This window comes from Pseudomonas sp. NPDC088890, assembly GCF_044900155.1.
GTDB lineage: Bacteria > Pseudomonadota > Gammaproteobacteria > Pseudomonadales > Pseudomonadaceae > Aquipseudomonas > Aquipseudomonas urmiensis.
Genome location: NZ_JBJDNG010000005.1, coordinates 201,584 through 217,626 on the forward strand (window position 1 = coordinate 201,584; position 16,043 = coordinate 217,626).

16 protein-coding genes are annotated in these 16,043 nt (G+C 62.8%); 8 read left to right on the forward strand and 8 right to left on the reverse strand.

The genetic code is table 11. The features are described from left to right. The first annotated feature begins 26 nt into the window (after window positions 1–26). The 6 genes from ACI2JX_RS13335 to hisF all read left to right on the forward strand — a co-directional run bounded on the left by ACI2JX_RS13335 (window position 27) and on the right by hisF (window position 4,912). Entirely contained in the window at window positions 27–1,685 is a 1,659-nt protein-coding gene (locus ACI2JX_RS13335) for an OFA family MFS transporter (RefSeq protein ID WP_264235265.1), read from the forward strand. Between the two features lie 188 nt (window positions 1,686–1,873). Continuing rightward, window positions 1,874–2,467: an imidazoleglycerol-phosphate dehydratase HisB gene (gene hisB / locus ACI2JX_RS13340; RefSeq protein WP_186552796.1), complete on the forward strand. Its 594-nt coding sequence runs from the start codon at window positions 1,874–1,876 to the stop codon at window positions 2,465–2,467. After that, window positions 2,468–3,106: an imidazole glycerol phosphate synthase subunit HisH gene (hisH, locus tag ACI2JX_RS13345; protein ID WP_186552795.1), complete on the forward strand. Its 639-nt coding sequence runs from the start codon at window positions 2,468–2,470 to the stop codon at window positions 3,104–3,106. It abuts the gene before it with no gap. Beyond that, entirely contained in the window at window positions 3,107–3,367 is a 261-nt protein-coding gene (locus ACI2JX_RS13350; RefSeq protein ID WP_186552794.1) for a DUF2164 domain-containing protein, read from the forward strand. Window positions 3,368–3,394: 27 nt separating this feature from the next. After that, the gene (gene hisA / locus ACI2JX_RS13355; protein WP_404690252.1) at window positions 3,395–4,132 is read left to right on the forward strand and encodes a 1-(5-phosphoribosyl)-5-[(5-phosphoribosylamino)methylideneamino]imidazole-4-carboxamide isomerase; all 738 of its coding nucleotides are present in this window, start codon (window positions 3,395–3,397) and stop codon (window positions 4,130–4,132) included. A gap of 9 nt (window positions 4,133–4,141) precedes the next feature. Next, entirely contained in the window at window positions 4,142–4,912 is a 771-nt protein-coding gene (gene hisF, locus ACI2JX_RS13360; protein ID WP_264235267.1) for an imidazole glycerol phosphate synthase subunit HisF, read from the forward strand. Between the two features lie 248 nt (window positions 4,913–5,160). Here hisF and choV read toward each other — a convergent pair whose 3' ends face one another. The 3 genes from choV to ACI2JX_RS13375 all read right to left on the reverse strand — a co-directional run bounded on the left by choV (window position 5,161) and on the right by ACI2JX_RS13375 (window position 8,219). After that, window positions 5,161–6,339 carry a choline ABC transporter ATP-binding protein gene (choV, locus tag ACI2JX_RS13365; protein ID WP_186552791.1) on the reverse strand — a complete coding sequence of 393 codons (1,179 nt, stop codon included), beginning with the start codon at window positions 6,337–6,339 and terminating at the stop codon, window positions 5,161–5,163. After that, window positions 6,336–7,184 carry a choline ABC transporter permease subunit gene (gene choW / locus ACI2JX_RS13370; RefSeq protein ID WP_264235381.1) on the reverse strand — a complete coding sequence of 283 codons (849 nt, stop codon included), beginning with the start codon at window positions 7,182–7,184 and terminating at the stop codon, window positions 6,336–6,338. The genes choV and choW overlap by 4 nt, the downstream gene beginning before the upstream one ends. An 87-nt stretch (window positions 7,185–7,271) precedes the next feature. Continuing rightward, complete coding sequence (locus ACI2JX_RS13375) at window positions 7,272–8,219, reverse strand: choline ABC transporter substrate-binding protein (RefSeq protein WP_404690253.1); 948 nt, start codon at window positions 8,217–8,219, stop codon at window positions 7,272–7,274. 442 nt (window positions 8,220–8,661) lie between these two features. Between ACI2JX_RS13375 and ACI2JX_RS13380 the strand changes: the two genes are divergently transcribed. Beyond that, entirely contained in the window at window positions 8,662–10,038 is a 1,377-nt protein-coding gene (locus ACI2JX_RS13380; protein WP_368972648.1) for an L-serine ammonia-lyase, read from the forward strand. A gap of 470 nt (window positions 10,039–10,508) precedes the next feature. Beyond that, window positions 10,509–11,615: a GlxA family transcriptional regulator gene (locus tag ACI2JX_RS13385; protein WP_186552788.1), complete on the forward strand. Its 1,107-nt coding sequence runs from the start codon at window positions 10,509–10,511 to the stop codon at window positions 11,613–11,615. 176 nt (window positions 11,616–11,791) lie between these two features. Here the strand turns inward: ACI2JX_RS13385 and ACI2JX_RS13390 are convergent, their stop codons facing one another. The 5 genes from ACI2JX_RS13390 to choX all read right to left on the reverse strand — a co-directional run bounded on the left by ACI2JX_RS13390 (window position 11,792) and on the right by choX (window position 15,903). Next, window positions 11,792–12,049 carry a hypothetical protein gene (locus ACI2JX_RS13390; protein ID WP_186552783.1) on the reverse strand — a complete coding sequence of 86 codons (258 nt, stop codon included), beginning with the start codon at window positions 12,047–12,049 and terminating at the stop codon, window positions 11,792–11,794. Between the two features lie 278 nt (window positions 12,050–12,327). Beyond that, window positions 12,328–12,798 (reverse strand): thioesterase family protein, encoded by a 471-nt coding sequence (locus tag ACI2JX_RS13395; protein ID WP_404690254.1) that lies wholly within the window; start codon window positions 12,796–12,798, stop codon window positions 12,328–12,330. Window positions 12,799–12,808: 10 nt separating this feature from the next. Further along, window positions 12,809–13,774: an L-carnitine dehydrogenase gene (locus ACI2JX_RS13400; RefSeq protein WP_404690255.1), complete on the reverse strand. Its 966-nt coding sequence runs from the start codon at window positions 13,772–13,774 to the stop codon at window positions 12,809–12,811. Between the two features lie 134 nt (window positions 13,775–13,908). Then, a complete protein-coding gene (locus ACI2JX_RS13405; RefSeq protein WP_404690256.1) occupies window positions 13,909–14,793 on the reverse strand; it encodes a 3-keto-5-aminohexanoate cleavage protein in 885 nt (294 codons plus the stop codon). 165 nt (window positions 14,794–14,958) lie between these two features. Continuing rightward, window positions 14,959–15,903, reverse strand: a complete 945-nt coding sequence (gene choX / locus ACI2JX_RS13410; RefSeq protein WP_368972645.1) for a choline ABC transporter substrate-binding protein — start codon at window positions 15,901–15,903, stop codon at window positions 14,959–14,961. Window positions 15,904–16,043: the final 140 nt, after the last annotated feature.

Consider the following 16,043-nt stretch of genomic DNA (forward strand, 5'->3'; position numbering starts at 1 on the left):
CAGCCCACCTACAAGAGGAACAACCCATGAACAGCAGTATCACGGCAGGGGAGTTGGTGCGTGCGCCCAGCTTCCTGTCGAAGGAGCGCATCATCGCCCGCCCGGGCTTCAACCGCTGGCTGGTACCGCCGGCCGCCCTGGCGATCCACCTGTGCATCGGCATGGCCTACGGCTTCTCGGTGTTCTGGCTGCCACTTTCGCAGGCCATCGGCATCACCGCGCCAGTTGCCTGCTCGGCTGACATGGGCTTCGTCGCCCGGCTGTTCAGCGCCGAGTGCGACTGGCCGATCTCGATGCTGAGCTGGATCTACACGCTGTTCTTCGTGTTCCTCGGTTGCTCCGCCGCCGTGCTGGGCGGTTGGCTGGAACATGCCGGCCCGCGCAAGGCTGGCCTGGTGTCGGCGCTGTGCTGGTGTGGCGGCCTGCTGATTTCGGCGATTGGGGTGAAGACCCATCAGCTGTGGCTGATGTGGCTGGGTTCGGGGGTGATCGGCGGGATCGGCCTGGGCCTGGGGTACATCTCGCCAGTGTCGACGCTGATCAAGTGGTTCCCGGACAAGCGCGGCATGGCGACCGGTATGGCGATCATGGGCTTTGGCGGCGGGGCGATGGTCGGTGCTCCCCTGGCCACTGCGCTGATGGGCCATTTCGGCAGCGCGCAGGAAGTCGGCGTGTGGCAGAGCTTCGTCGCCATGGCGGTGATCTACTTGGTGTTCATGACCGCTGGTGCCCTGGCCTATCGCGTGCCGCCGACCGGCTGGAAGCCTGAGGGTTGGACGCCACCTGCGAAAAAGGCCAATGCGATGGTCACTGACCGCCATGTGCATGTCAGCGTGGCCTGGAAAACTCCGCAGTTCGCCCTGGTCTGGCTGGTGCTGTGCCTGAACGTTTCGGCGGGTATCGGCATCCTCGGCATGGCTTCGCCACTGTTGCAGGAGGTGTTCGCCGGGAAGCTGCTGGGCAACGAGCTGAGCTTCAGTGAGCTGAACGCCGCGCAACTGGCGCAGATTGCCGCGATCGCCGCAGGCTTCACCGGCCTGCTGAGCCTGTTCAACATTGGTGGGCGGTTCTTCTGGGCGTCGTTCTCCGACTACATTGGCCGCAAGAACACCTACTTCGCCTTCTTCGCCCTGGGCGTGGGCCTCTACAGCCTGGTGCCGAACATGGGCCACCTGGGCAACGTGGCGCTGTTCGTCGCTGCGTTCTGCATCATCCTGTCGATGTATGGCGGCGGCTTCGCCACGGTGCCGGCGTACCTGGCGGACCTGTTCGGTACGCAAATGGTCGGTGCGATCCATGGTCGTCTGCTGACTGCCTGGGCGGCGGCGGGCGTGCTTGGGCCGGTGCTGATCACCTATCTGCGTGAATCGCAGCTGGCGGCGGGTGTGGAGCGGGCTGCGGCCTACGACATGACCTTGTACATCCTCGCTGGCCTGCTGGTGCTGGGCTTTATCTGCAATGCACTGGTGCGGCCGGTGGCGGACAAGTACTTCATGACTGATGCAGAACTCGCCGCTGAGCGGGCGCTGAGCCATGACAAAGGCGCCGATGGTGCGCGTTCGCTGGAATGGCATGCGGCGCCGGGCAGCCTGCCGTTGGTGCTGGTGGCGTGGGCCGTGGTGGTTATTCCGCTGGCCTGGGGCATCTGGGTGACCTTGCAGAAGACCGCTGTACTGTTCCATTGATGTAGACAGCAGCAGCTCTATCGCGGGGCAAGCCCGCTGCCACGTTGCGCTTCAGCTCTGGAGTGACGGCGTGGCAGCGGGCTTGCCCCGCGCTGCTTTGCACAGCCATATGTCATCCGCGTTTCAAGCGGGCGCGTTCTAGGCCTATAATGGCAGCCTTTTCGCCCAATGATTTTGCGGAGCTGGTGATGGTCGAACGTAAGGCTTCCGTCGAGCGCAATACCCTGGAAACCCAGGTGAAGGCCTCGATCAACCTCGATGGCAGTGGCAAGGCCCGATTCGATATCGGTGTGCCTTTCCTTGAACACATGCTCGACCAGATCGCCCGGCATGGGCTGATCGATCTGGACATCGAGTGCAAGGGCGACCTGCACATCGATGATCACCACACTGTCGAAGACGTCGGCATCACCCTCGGCCAGGCATTCGCCCAGGCCATCGGTGACAAGAAAGGCATCTATCGCTACGGCCATGCCTACGTGCCGCTGGACGAAGCGCTGTCGCGCGTGGTCATCGACTTCTCCGGCCGCCCAGGCCTGCAGATGCATGTGCCGTACACCCGCGCCTCGGTCGGCGGTTTCGATGTCGACCTGTTCCAGGAATTCTTCCAAGGCTTCGTCAACCACGCCCTGGTGACCCTGCACATCGACAACCTGCGTGGGCACAACACCCACCACCAGATCGAGACCGTGTTCAAGGCCTTCGGCCGTGCGCTGCGCATGGCCGTGACCCAGGACGAGCGCATGGCCGGGCAGATGCCGTCGACAAAGGGATGCCTGTAAATGCAGACGGTAGCCGTAATCGACTATGGCATGGGCAACCTGCACTCGGTGGCCAAGGCGCTTGAGCACGTTGGCGCTGGCAAAGTGCTGGTCACCAGCGATGCAGCGGTGATCCGCGAGGCTGACCGGGTGGTGTTCCCAGGTGTCGGCGCGATTCGCGACTGCATGGCCGAGATCCGCCGCCTGGGCTTTGACAGCCTGGTGCGCGAAGTCAGCCAGGACCGGCCGTTCCTCGGTATCTGTGTCGGTATGCAGGCGTTGCTCGAGCACAGTGAAGAGAACGACGGTGTCGATTGCATCGGCCTGTTCCCTGGCCAGGTGCGTTTCTTCGGCAAAGACCTGCAAGAAGATGGCGAGCACCTGAAGGTGCCGCACATGGGGTGGAACGAAGTCAGCCATGCGGTCGAGCATCCGCTGTGGCATGACATCCCCGATCGTGCCCGCTTCTACTTCGTCCACAGCTACTACATCCATGCTGGCAAGCCCGGCCAAGTGGTCGGTCGCGGCCACTATGGCGTCGACTTTGCCGCAGCGCTGGCCGAGGGCTCGCGGTTTGCCGTGCAGTTCCATCCAGAGAAGAGCCATACCCATGGCTTGCAGCTGCTGCAGAACTTCGTCGCCTGGGATGGGCGCTGGTAAATGAGCAAGTCGCGGACCAAGGCCCCGATCATTACCCTGGCCCCCGAGCAGGAGCGCGAAGCGCTCGACACGCTCAAGCGCTTCCTGGAAGACCGCTTCGAGCTTGAGCTGGGGTCGTTCGAGGTGGCCGAGGTCCTTGACCTGTTCAGCAAGGAAATTGCACCCCACTACTACAACAGGGCGATTGCCGATGTTCAGCTGCACCTCAAGGAGCGGTTCGAGAGCATCGAAAGCGACCTGTGGGCGTTAGAGAAGCCCTGAAATCCACCGATTAGACAGGTTCCCAAGATGCTGATTATCCCCGCTATCGATCTCAAGGATGGTGCCTGCGTACGCCTGCGCCAAGGCCGCATGGAAGACTCCACGGTGTTCTCCGATGACCCGGTGAGCATGGCCGCCAAATGGGTTGAGGGTGGCTGCCGTCGCCTGCACCTGGTCGACCTCAATGGCGCCTTCGAAGGCCAGCCAGTCAATGGCGACGTGGTGACTGCCATCGCCAAGCGCTACCCGCACCTGCCGATCCAGATCGGCGGCGGCATTCGCTCGCTGGAAACCATCGAGCACTACGTCAAGGCCGGCGTCAGCTACGTGATCATCGGCACCAAGGCGGTCAAGCAGCCTGAGTTCGTCGCCGAGGCGTGCAAGGCCTTCCCAGGCAAGGTCATCGTTGGTCTGGATGCCAAAGATGGCTTCGTTGCCACCGATGGTTGGGCCGAAGTCAGCTCGGTGCAGGTCATCGACCTGGCCAAGCGTTTCGAGGCCGATGGCGTCTCGGCGATCGTCTACACCGACATCGCCAAGGACGGCATGATGCAGGGCTGCAACGTGCCGTTCACCAAGGCCCTGGCCGAAGCCACCCAGATCCCGGTGATCGCCTCCGGCGGCATCCACAACCTGGGTGACATCAAGGCCCTGCTCGACGCCAAGGCTCCGGGCATCATCGGCGCGATCACTGGCCGGGCGATCTACGAAGGTACTCTGGACGTCGCCGAGGCCCAGGCCTTCTGCGACACATACCAAGGCTGAGGACACGACATGGCACTGGCCAAGCGCATCATCCCTTGCCTGGACGTGGACAACGGCCGGGTGGTCAAGGGCGTCAAGTTCGAGAACATCCGCGATGCCGGGGATCCGGTTGAGATCGCGCGTCGGTACGATGAACAGGGTGCCGACGAGATCACCTTCCTCGACATCACCGCCAGCGTCGATGGCCGTGACACCACCCTGCATACCGTCGAGCGCATGGCCAGCCAGGTGTTCATCCCGCTGACCGTCGGCGGTGGCGTACGTACCGTGCAAGACATCCGCAACCTGCTCAATGCCGGTGCCGACAAGGTCTCGATCAACACTGCTGCGGTGTTCAATCCGGAGTTCGTCGGCGAGGCTGCGCAGCGCTTTGGTTCGCAGTGCATCGTGGTTGCCATCGATGCCAAGAAGGTGTCTGCGTCGGGCGAAGCGCCGCGCTGGGAGATCTTCACCCATGGTGGGCGCAAGCCGACCGGATTGGATGCGGTGGAATGGGCGAAGAAGATGGAAGGCCTGGGTGCCGGTGAGATCCTGCTGACCAGCATGGATCAGGACGGCATGAAAAATGGCTTCGATCTGGGCGTGACCCGCGCCATCAGCGACGCGCTGGGGATTCCGGTGATCGCTTCGGGAGGTGTGGGTAATCTGCAGCACTTGGCTGACGGGATTCTGGAAGGGCATGCGAGCGCGGTGTTGGCAGCGAGTATCTTCCACTTCGGCGAGTACACCGTGCCTGAGGCCAAGGCCTATATGGCTGCGCGCGGGATCGTCGTTCGCTAAGACTGACCTGCATAGCGCTCGCAAGAGCGCTATGCAGTGCGACTGCTACGTGGGGTGGGGTGCGTCGCAGCTGCTTCGTGGGAGCTGCTGCGCAGGGTGGGGCGTAAGATCTGCTGGTTGGGAGCCGGCTGCGTGGGAGCGGGCTTGCCCCGCGATTGCAGTGGAACATTCACCATCGCTATCGCGGGGCAAGCCCGCTCCCACGAAGCTCCCGCGCGCCTGCTTCCACGCACCCGTTTCCACGGGCATCAGCCGTGATTCTTGCCCAGCAGCGCGTGGTAGAGCTCGGTATCGCCCAGAATCCCGACCACCTTGTCGTTCTCCTGCAACACCAGCTTGTTCCCCGTCTGATAGCGAATCTGCAGCGCTTCGCGCATGCCGATATCCGCATGCACCAGGGTCGGTTTGCGATCCAGCCCCTCAACGGCCTGCCCCGGCGCCCAGTTCTGCATATCCAGGCCATTCTGGCCCTGGCGCGCACGCTTGAGTGAATTGCCTTCACCCAGGTCCAGCCACGAATCACCACCCGGATCCAGGCACACCGAACCATTGATCCGCTTGCACTTGTCCAGCGTGCGCATCAGGCTGCGCCCGCACAGCACATTGAGTGGGTTGGTATGGGCGACAAAGGTGCGCACATACTCGTCTGCAGGGTTGAGCACGATCTCCTCAGGCTTGCTGTACTGGATGATCCGCCCATCTTTCATGATGGCGATGCGGCTGCCGAGCTTGAGCGCCTCGTCCAGGTCGTGGCTGACGAACACGATGGTCTTGCTCAGCTTGCGCTGCAGCTCCAGCAGTTCGTCCTGCAAACCCTGGCGGATCAGCGGGTCGAGTGCCGAGAACGGTTCGTCCATCAGCAAGATATCGGCATCCATCGCCAGTGCCCGGGCCAGGCCCACGCGCTGCTGCATGCCGCCGGACAGCTCGTCGGGCTTCTTGTTGCGCCACTGGGTCAGGCCCACCAGCTCAAGCTTTTCATCAACCAGCTTGCGCCGCTCTTTTTCCGGCCGGCCCTGCATCTCCAGGCCAAAGCTGATGTTCTCGCGCACCGTCAGCCAAGGCATCAGGGCGAACTTCTGGAACACCATGGCAATGCGCTTGGTGCGCATCATCTTCAGCTCGGCCGGGGTGCAGTGGGCGATGTCGATGTGGTTGCCTTCGTGCTCGACGAACAGCTTGCCGCGGCTGACGGTGTTGAGACCGTTGATGCAGCGCAGCAAGCTCGATTTGCCTGAGCCAGACAAGCCCATCAGTACGCAGATCTCGCCTTTGTTGATGTCCAGGTTGGCCTTTTCCACCCCCACCACCAGGCCAGTCTGCTTGAGGATCTGCTCGCGGCTCAGGCCTTTGTCGAGCAGGGCCAGGGCCTCGCGCGGCTTGTTGGAGAAGATGACGTCGACGTCTTCGAATCGAATGATGCTCATGCCTCACCCCTTACCGTGACTTCCGGTTGCTTGCAGATACGGTCGAGCATGATCGCCAGCAGCACGATCGCCAGGCCCGCTTCGAAGCCGAGGGAGATATCGGCGGTGTTCAGTGCGTTGACTACAGGTTTGCCCAGGCCATCGGCGCCTACCAGGGCAGCGATCACCACCATCGACAGCGACAGCATGATGCATTGGGTCACGCCCGCGGCGATGCTCGGCATCGCGTGGGGCAGTTCGATGCGGGTCAGCAGCTGACGGCGCGAGCAGCCAAAGGCCTTGCCGGCATCGAGCAGCTCTTGCGGCACGTCGCAAATGCCCAGGTAGGTCAGGCGGATCGGCGCGGCAATGGCGAACACCACGGTCGAGATCAGCCCCGGCACTACCCCCAGGCCAAACAGGGTCAGGGTCGGGATCAGGTAGACGAAGGTCGGCACTGTCTGCATCAGGTCGAGCACCGGGCGCATGCCGGTGTAGAACATCGGCTTGTGCGCGGCAAGGATGCCCAGTGGCACGCCGATGGCCACGCACACCACGGTGGCGAAGGTCACTTGGGCAAGGGTCTCCATGGTTTCTTGCCAGTACCCCAGGTTGAGGATCAGCAGGAACGACAGGGCGACAAAGGCGGTGAGCGCCCATTTGCGCTGGATCAGGTGAGCCAGGGCAGCGAACAGGGCAATAAGGACGAGGGGGTTGAACCAGGTCAGGGCACTGGTGACCCCATGGATCATGAATTCCAGGCCTTGGGCGATGGCGTCGAAATACTCGGCGCCGTTCTGGGTCAGCCATTCGACGAACGACGCGATGTACTGTCCCAGGGGTATTTTCTGATCAATGAGCATGATAGCGAGCTTCCACCTGCATAGATTGGAATCAGTCCGCAGCGGCCACGGTGCCGCTGCGAGGTAGTGCCTACTGCTACTGTGTGTCGGTTACTGCGCAAGCTTTGCCTTGGCCGCCTCCAAGCCCGGTTTGCCGTCCACGGTCGTCACCCCGGCCAGCCAGGTGTCGAGCACTTGTGGGTTGTTTTTAAGCCACGCCTTGGCGGCCGCGTCGGGCTTTTGCTTGTCGTCCAGGACCTTGCCCATCAGCTCGCTTTCCATGTCGAGGGTAAACGACAGGTTCTTCAGCAACTGGCCAACGTTGCTGCACTCCTGTGCATAGCCCTTGCGGGTATTGGTCAGTACCGTCGCCTTGCCGAAGTCGGGGCCGAAGAACTCGTCGCCACCGGTCAGGTACTGCATCTTGAAGCGCTTGTTCATCGGGTGCGGTTCCCAGCCGAGGAACACCACCGCCTCGCCGCGTTTCTGCGCGCGATCCACCTGCGAGAGCATGCCCGCCTCACTGGACTGGACGATCTTGAAACCGGCGCTTTTCAGGCCGAAGGCGTCCTTGTCGATCATGCTCTGGATGGTGCGGTTGCCGTCGTTGCCGGGCTCGATGCCGTAGATCTTGCCGCCGAGCTCTCTCTTGAACTTGGCAATGTCGGCGAAATCCTTCAGACCCTTGTCGTACAGGGCCTGCGGTACTGCCAGGGTGTACTTGGCGTTTTCCAGATTGGCCCGCACGGTCTCGACGGTGCCGGCGTCGCGGTACTGCTTGATGTCGTTCTCCATGGTTGGCATCCAGTTGCCGAGGAACACGTCCAAATCCTTGCCAGCCGCCAGCGACTTGTAGGTCACCGGTACCGAGATCATGGTGGTGTGGGTCTTGTAGCCCAGGGCTTCGAGCACGACGCTGGTCACGGCGGTGGTCACGGTGATGTCGGTCCAGCCGACATCCGAGAAACGTACCGTCTGACACTGTTCGGGTTCGGCGGCCTGAGCCAGCAACGGTGCGGCAAGCAACGCGACCAGCAACAGCGAGGGTGAACCTTTCATGGATGGACTCCTGTAGTTTTTTCTTCGGGTTCGCGAGGGTTGCCGAGCTTTCTCAGGGTCCGGTCAACCAGGCCTGCAGAGGGCAGGATGCGAGGCCGTGCAATACGAGTCGCTTTCGATAATCCTCCAGCGCTGGGCAATCGCCTACTGGTAGGGTCGTAACCAGTACAGGATGGGTCGCTTCCAGTACGGGCGATGTCGCATATGGATTTTTCCACCCCTACGGCCGCGTTTTTACGTCATTCGATCGCCCGAAAGCGGCGCAAACAGGGCCGGATCAGTGCGGCGCGGTCGGACAAAAGTACGTCGGTTGCAGACGGCGAAGGGGAAGGTAAAAGCCCGATGATGCGTGCATTAGCGGCAGCTCGCCGGTTTCAGACTAGCAGCTGCGGGGCCGCCCACATGGCGCGGTCAGACAAGCCCATCAAGAGGTGATTCGACAATGGCCATCAGCGTGTTCGACCTGTTCAAGATCGGTGTCGGGCCTTCCAGCTCACACACCGTCGGCCCCATGCGCGCCGGCGCGCTGTTCGTCCAGGGCCTGCGTGAGCGTGGCGAGCTGGAGCAGGTGCGACGTATCGAGGTGCGCCTGTACGGCTCGTTGTCCGCCACTGGGGTCGGTCATGGCACCGACAACGCCACTATCATGGGCCTGATGGGCGAATGGCCGGACGCCATCGACCCGAGCCAGATCGTCCCGCGCATCGCCGACCTGCGCGAAACCAATATCCTCAAGCTGGATAACCGCCTGCCCATCGAGTTCATCTGGGCCCGTGACATGCAGCTACTCGAGCAGAACCTGCCGTATCACCCCAACGCCATGACCTTGATCGCCGAGGGGGAGCACGGCGAGCTGCACCAGGACACCTACTACTCGGTCGGCGGCGGCTTCGTGGTCGATGCCGCGCAAGCCGCCAGCGGCGTGCTGGATGCCGACCAGACGGTGCTGCCCTACGATTTCAACAGCGCCGCCGAGCTGCTGCGCCTGTGCAAGCAAAACGACCTCAGCGTGTCGCAATTGATGATGGCCAACGAGCGGGTCTGGCGCACTGAAGCGGAGATTCGCGCCGGGCTGCTCACGCTCTGGGAGGCCATGCAGGAGTGCGTGAGCAACGGCCTCAAGCACGAGGGCCTGCTGCCCGGCGGGCTCAATGTGCGCCGGCGTGCGGCCAAGCTGCACCGCAGCCTGCAAGAGATCGGCAAACCCAACGTGATCGGCTCGACCATGAGCGCGATGGAGTGGGTCAACCTGTTCGCCCTGGCGGTCAACGAAGAAAACGCCGCAGGCGGGCGCATGGTCACCGCGCCCACCAACGGTGCGGCGGGGATTATCCCGGCGGTGCTGCACTACTACATGCGCTTCTCCGACGTGGTCGATGACAGCAACGTGGTGGACTTCTTCCTCGGCGCCGCAGCGGTGGGCATCTTGTGCAAGAAGAACGCTTCGATTTCCGGTGCTGAAGTGGGCTGTCAGGGGGAGGTCGGTTCGGCCTGCGCGATGGCTGCCGCAGGCTTGGCCCAGGTGCTCGGCGCCACGCCGGGGCAATTGGAGAACGCCGCCGAAATCGCCTTGGAGCACAACCTGGGGCTGACCTGCGACCCGGTTGGCGGGTTGGTTCAGGTGCCGTGTATCGAGCGCAACGCGATTGCCGCAGTCAAGGCGATCAACGCCGTGCAGATGGCCCTGCGCGGAGACGGCGAGCACTTCATTTCGCTCGACCAGGTCATCCGCACCATGCGCGATACCGGCGCCGACATGCATGACAAATACAAGGAAACCTCGCGCGGTGGCCTCGCCGTCAGTGCGATCGAATGTTGATCCGCGACCCTGTCGCGCTTGCGATTCGCGGCCAAGCCCGCTCCTGCAGGGTTCGGTGTAACCCCTGTAGGAGTGGGCTTGCCCGCGATTGGGTTACACGCTGAAATCAACCCGCCTCAATTTGGTGCGCCGGTCATCAGCATTTTCAACTTAACTGTGCAGCAGGCTGATACTGGTGCGGTGACAGGGCCACATGTCGCTCACTGATATGTACCCAGGCACTGCTACCGAAATGCTCACTGTTACGAAGGAAAAGCCCTACAACGCAAGTTTGAGCATCTTACAGCGCTGTAGGAAAACTGTGGATCCACAGGCCTTGAAGGTCGTTTTTGGATTTTGTTGGATGCGCGTTCAATTTCAGGCATGCCATTTGCGTTGGAATTGGCAAAGCCCCCGCAAACGAACTGGGGCCATTACAAGAACAGTGCCCGCCTGAGGCATACCCTGCATTTGTGTGAGGAGAAATCGCGATGACGTCGTACACCTCCGGGACCCAAACCCAGAACCGCACAGCTCCCCAGTCCATCGGATTTCTCCTGCTGGACAACTTCACCCTGATTTCCCTGGCATCGGCTGTCGAGCCGCTGCGCATGGCCAACCAACTCTCCGGTCGCGAGCTGTATCGCTGGCACACCCTGACGGTCGATGGTGGCCAGGTCTGGGCCAGTGACGGTCTGCAGATCACCCCGGATGCAGCGATGCACAGCGCGCCGCCGATCGATACCGTGATCGTCTGCGGCGGCGTGGGTATCCAGCGCACCGTCACCCGCGAGCATGTCACCTGGCTGCAAGCCCAGGCCCGCCAGTCGCGCCGCCTGGGTGCGGTGTGTACCGGCAGCTGGGCGCTGGCCTGTGCCGGTCTGCTCGATGGCTTTGATTGCAGCGTGCACTGGGAATGCCTGGCATCGATGCAGGAAGCCTTCCCGCGGGTCAACATGAGCACCCGCCTGTTCACCCTCGACCGCAACCGCTTCACCAGCTCTGGCGGCACTGCGCCGCTGGACATGATGCTGCACCTGATCAGCCGCGATCATGGTCGCGAACTGTCGGCAGCCATCTCCGAGATGTTCGTCTACGAGCGCATCCGCAATGAGCAAGATCACCAGCGCGTGCCGCTCAAGCACATGCTCGGCACCAATCAGCCGAAGTTGCAGGAGATCGTGGCGCTGATGGAGGCCAACCTCGAAGAGCCGATCGATCTCGACGAGCTCGCGGTGTATGTGGCGGTATCGCGCCGGCAGCTCGAGCGGTTGTTCCAGAAATATCTGCACTGCTCGCCATCGCGCTATTACCTCAAGCTGCGACTGATCCGCGCCCGCCAGTTGCTCAAGCAGACGCCGATGTCGATCATCGAAGTGGCCTCGGTGTGTGGCTTCGTCTCCACGCCGCACTTCTCCAAGTGCTACCGCGAGTACTTCGGCATTCCGCCGCGCGATGAGCGCGTTGGCTCCAACACCGCCCAGCAGGTGGCGATGATGCCGATCCCGCAGGCCATGGCGCTGTCACCGCACAGCGGGCCGTTGGCCGCACTCAGCCAGGCGCGCAACGAGTCGACGTTTGCCAGTGTGAGGCTCTGACTGCGCGTCGTGCCTTTCGCGGGCACGCCCGCTGCCACAGGAGCCGGAGGCGGTTTCAGGGTTTGTAGTCAATAACACCAACCGCCGCTCCTACAGAAATTGCGCAGGCTTCAGATCTGCGCACACCCTGTGGGAGCGGGCTTGCCCGCGAACGAGGGCGCAGCCCTCGCAAATCCTCAAGCGCGCTTGCTGTACTGCGCCAGCGCTGGCAGCAGCTGCTGCTCGATTGCTTGGCGTACCGCCGGCAGAATCGTCGCGCTACCGGTATACATCTGCTCGACCATGCCCTTGAGCGCCCGCGCATTAGGCTCGGTCAGCCCGCGCACCACCGCTTCGCAGGCCTGCTCGGCACTGGCCCCGGCCGGAATGTCGAAGCCCCGCGCGCGCAGGTGGCCCAACAGGTCGTCCTGATCAATCAAATCCGCATGCATCATGGCTGTTGTCCCTTTTATCGCTAAGAGAGTGCTGCTGTGATTGTCAGTCGATTCTGTGACCAACCCCGCGTACCGGCAAGGACAGAATGTCGCAATGACTGCTTTGGCTATGAACAGGTCGTTCCCGGCTAAATCAACTGCCTGGGAAGTCAGCACACTGGGGTCATTCACGGCAACGCAGGGTTTGGTCACCCTCGCACGTCACGGTGGATGTTGCTCGCTCTTGGCCCCGCTAGCTCACGGCTTTGCGGGGTTATTTTTTGGGCTAGGTGAATGTTTTAACTCGGGAGTTTTATCACCCGGCCGACGAATTGTGCAGCGGGCAGGTCCTGCTGTTCGTCTACTAGCGTTTGCAACCGTGCCAGGCTGAGCTCAGCGAACGGCGCCGACTTCGGCCCTGCCAGATCCACATGCAGCAGCATCTGCTCGCTGGCCGCCAGGGCCTCGTCGAAGCCGGCCCGGTGCAGGCTGTGATACAGGTGCAGGCGCTTGCGATCGAACCCGATAATCTGCGTCTGCACCCACACCTCGCTGGCGAGCTTCACCTCATGCAGGTAGTTGATATGCGCCTCCAGGGTGAACAGCGAGTGCCCGCTCTGACCACGGCTGTCGGCGTCCAGGCCGATACGCTCCATCAGCGCATCGGTGGCGTAGCTGAAGATCAGCAGGTAGTAGGCATCGCGCAGGTGGCCGTTGTAGTCGACCCAGTCCTGCAACACTGGGGTGCGATAGGTGATCAGTGCCGGCATCGTTGCCTCCTCACTCGCCGAAAGCCATGCCGTGCTTGGCCTTGGTGGTCTTGACCGCATCGAGCACCGCCAGCAGGCAGTCATCACGATAGCGCTCAAGTGCAGCGATGCTGCGTTGGCCTTGTTGCTCGGCGGTGCCATCGACCACATCGTCGATCAGTTTGTCGGTCAGCTGCGGCGCTGGCAGGTAGGTCCAAGGCAGCTGCAGGGCAGGGCCGAACTGGGCCATGAAATGACGCATCCCGGCGTCGCCGCCTGCCAGGGTGTAGGTCAGGAAGGTGCCCATGAACGACCAGCGCAGGCCCGCGCCGAAGCGGATCGCGTCGTCGATTTCACCGGTGGTCGCCACGCCATCGTTAACCAGGTGCAAGGCCTCGCGCCAAAGCGCTTCGAGCAGACGGTCGGCAATAAAGCCAGGGACTTCCTTGCGCACGTGCAGCGGGCGCATGCCCAGCGCGGTGTAGATGGCTTTCGCCGCCTCGATGGCTTGGGGTGCGGTGTTGCGGCCGCCAACGATTTCGACCAGCGGCAACAGGTACACCGGGTTGAACGGATGGCCAACCACGCAGCGCTCGGGGTGAGTCGCGGACTCGAAGAATTCGCTTGGCAGCAACCCCGAAGTGCTCGAACCAATGATCGCATTGGGCTTGGCTGCGGCGCTGATCTTGGCATGCAGTTGCAGCTTTAGCTCCAGCCGCTCCGGGGCGCTTTCCTGGATGAAATCGGCATCGCGCACGCATTCCTCGATGGTTGGCACAAAGCGTAGGCGCTGCTGCGCCGCGCCGGGGGCCAGGCCTTGTTTCTCCAGTGCCGGCCAAGCATTGGCGATGCGCTGGCGCAGGGCCGCTTCGGCGCCGGGCGCCGGGTCCCAGGCGATCACGTCCAGGCCATGGGCCAGCGCCCGGGCAACCCAGCCGCTGCCGATGACGCCACTGCCCAGCGCAGCAAAGGTTTTGATCTCGGTGATGAAAGGCATGTCGAGTCCTCAGGGTAAACAGAGAAAATTGGCTTGACGCTAATCCTGTGGGAGCGGGCTTGCCCGCGAACACCGGCGCAGCCGGTGCCATCTGCGCGCTGTCTGTTTCATGGGCAGGCCTGCTGCCAATGGCATCAACGGCGCTTGAGGTTCATTTTTTCCCGACCTTCGGCCGGGGTCAGGACGCGGGCACCGAGGCGGCTGATGATCTCCACCGCGCGCTCGACCAGCTGGCCGTTGCTGGCCAGTACGCCCTTGTCCAAGTACAGGTTGTCTTCCAGCCCGACCCGCACGTTACCGCCGAGCAGCACCGCCTGGGCGGCCATCGGCATCTGCATGCGGCCGATGCCGAAACCGGCCCAGGTCGCGCCTTGTGGCAAGTTGTCGACCATGGCCTTCATGGTGGTGGTGTCGGCCGGCGCGCCCCATGGGATGCCCAGGCACAGCTGGAACAGCGGGTCGTCGAGCAGGCCTTCCTTGATCATCTGCTTGGCGAACCACAGATGGCCCGTGTCGAAGATTTCCAGCTCGGCTTTGACCCCCAGTTCGGTGATGCGCTTGGCGCCGGCGCGCAGTTGCGCGGGGGTGGAGACATAAATGGCATTGCCATCGCCGAAGTTGAGCGTGCCGCAGTCGAGGGTGCAGATTTCCGGCAGCAGCGCTTCGACGTGGGCCAGGCGCTCCAGTGGGCCGATCAGGTCGGTGCCTGGGCCGAACTCCATGGGGCGTTCGCCGGGGCCGATTTCCAGGTCGCCGCCCATGCCGGCGGTGAGGTTGACGATGATGTCGATGTCGGCTTCGCGGATGCGCTCCATGACTTCGCGGTACAAGTTGACGTCACGGCTGAAGCGGCCGGTTTGCGGGTCGCGGACGTGGCAGTGGACCACAGTGGCGCCAGCCTTGGCGGCTTCGACGGCGGCTTCGGCGATCTGTTTGGGCGTGACCGGGACCAGGTGGCTTTTGGCTACGGTGTCGCCGGCGCCGGTGAGGGCGCAGGTGATGATGATGTCGTGGTTCATGTTGGCTTCCTTCAGGCGTGTCGAGGCATTTCGTGGCTGCAGGGCGACGAAGAAATGGGGGTGCAGTAGTGGCCTCATCGCGGGGCAAGCCCGCTCCCACGCGGTCGGTGTGTGAGCGCTACCCTCAGGTTCGCTCGTGGGAGCGGGCTTGCCCCGCGATGGCGGTCAGTTGGCAGTGAGCTTGAGGTTGTCCGCCGCAGGCTTGCCGTCGAAGGTGGTCACGCCTTCGAGCCAGCGCGCCTTGTCTTCGGGGTGGTCTTTGAGCCACTGGCGGGCTGATTCCAGGGCGTCCTTGTGGTCGAGCAGCGGCTGCATCATGCGGCTCTCGTCCTCGGCGCTGAAGGTCAGGTTGGCCAGCAGCCGACTGGCGTTCGGGCAGCGTTCGGCGTAGTCCGGCGCAGTGACCGTCCATACCGTGGCGCGGCCTTCGTCCGGGCCCAGGGCATCCTGGCTGTCGCCCAGGTAGACCAGGTCGATGTTGACGTTCATCGGGTGCGGCGCCCAACCGAAGAACACCACCGCTTCCTTGCGCCGCACAGCGCGGTCGACGGCGGCGAGCATGCCGGCTTCGCTGGACTCGACCAGCTGGAACTTGCCGAGGTTGAACTGGTTCTTGGCGATCATCGCCTTGATCTGGGTATTGGCCCCCGAGCCTGGCTCGATGCCGTAGATCTTGCCGCCCAGCTCTTTGTCGAACTTGTGAATGTCGGCAAAGCGCTTCAGGCCTTTGTCGGCCAGGTACTTGGGCACCGCCAGGGTCGCCCGCGCATCGCTCAGGCTCGGCTCGGCCAGCACCTTGACCTGCTTGGCCTCGACGAATGGGGTGATGGTCTGGTTCATGATCGGGTTCCAGTAGCCGAGGAACATGTCCAGGCGCTTGTCGCGGATACCGGCAAAGATGATCTGCTGCGAGGCGCTGGTCTGCTTGGTCTGGTAACCCAGGCCATCGAGCAGCACCTGGGCCATGGCGCTGGTGGCGATGACGTCGGTCCAGTTGACCACGCCCAGGCGCACCTTCTGACAGGCCGCAGGCTCTGCGGCGAATACTGGGCTTGCCAAGCTGCTGGTGAGGGCGAGGGATAACAGGCTGCGGCGGATCAAGCTGTGCATGGTGGCTCTCCATCGGCAGTGCATATTGTTATGGTGGGCGGCCTCTGCGGGCCGTGTGTATAAGCTACGCGGCGTACAGGGTGGAAATTCGCACCCTGGCGACCAACACTTGCACCCAAGCGACCACCTTTTGCTGTGGA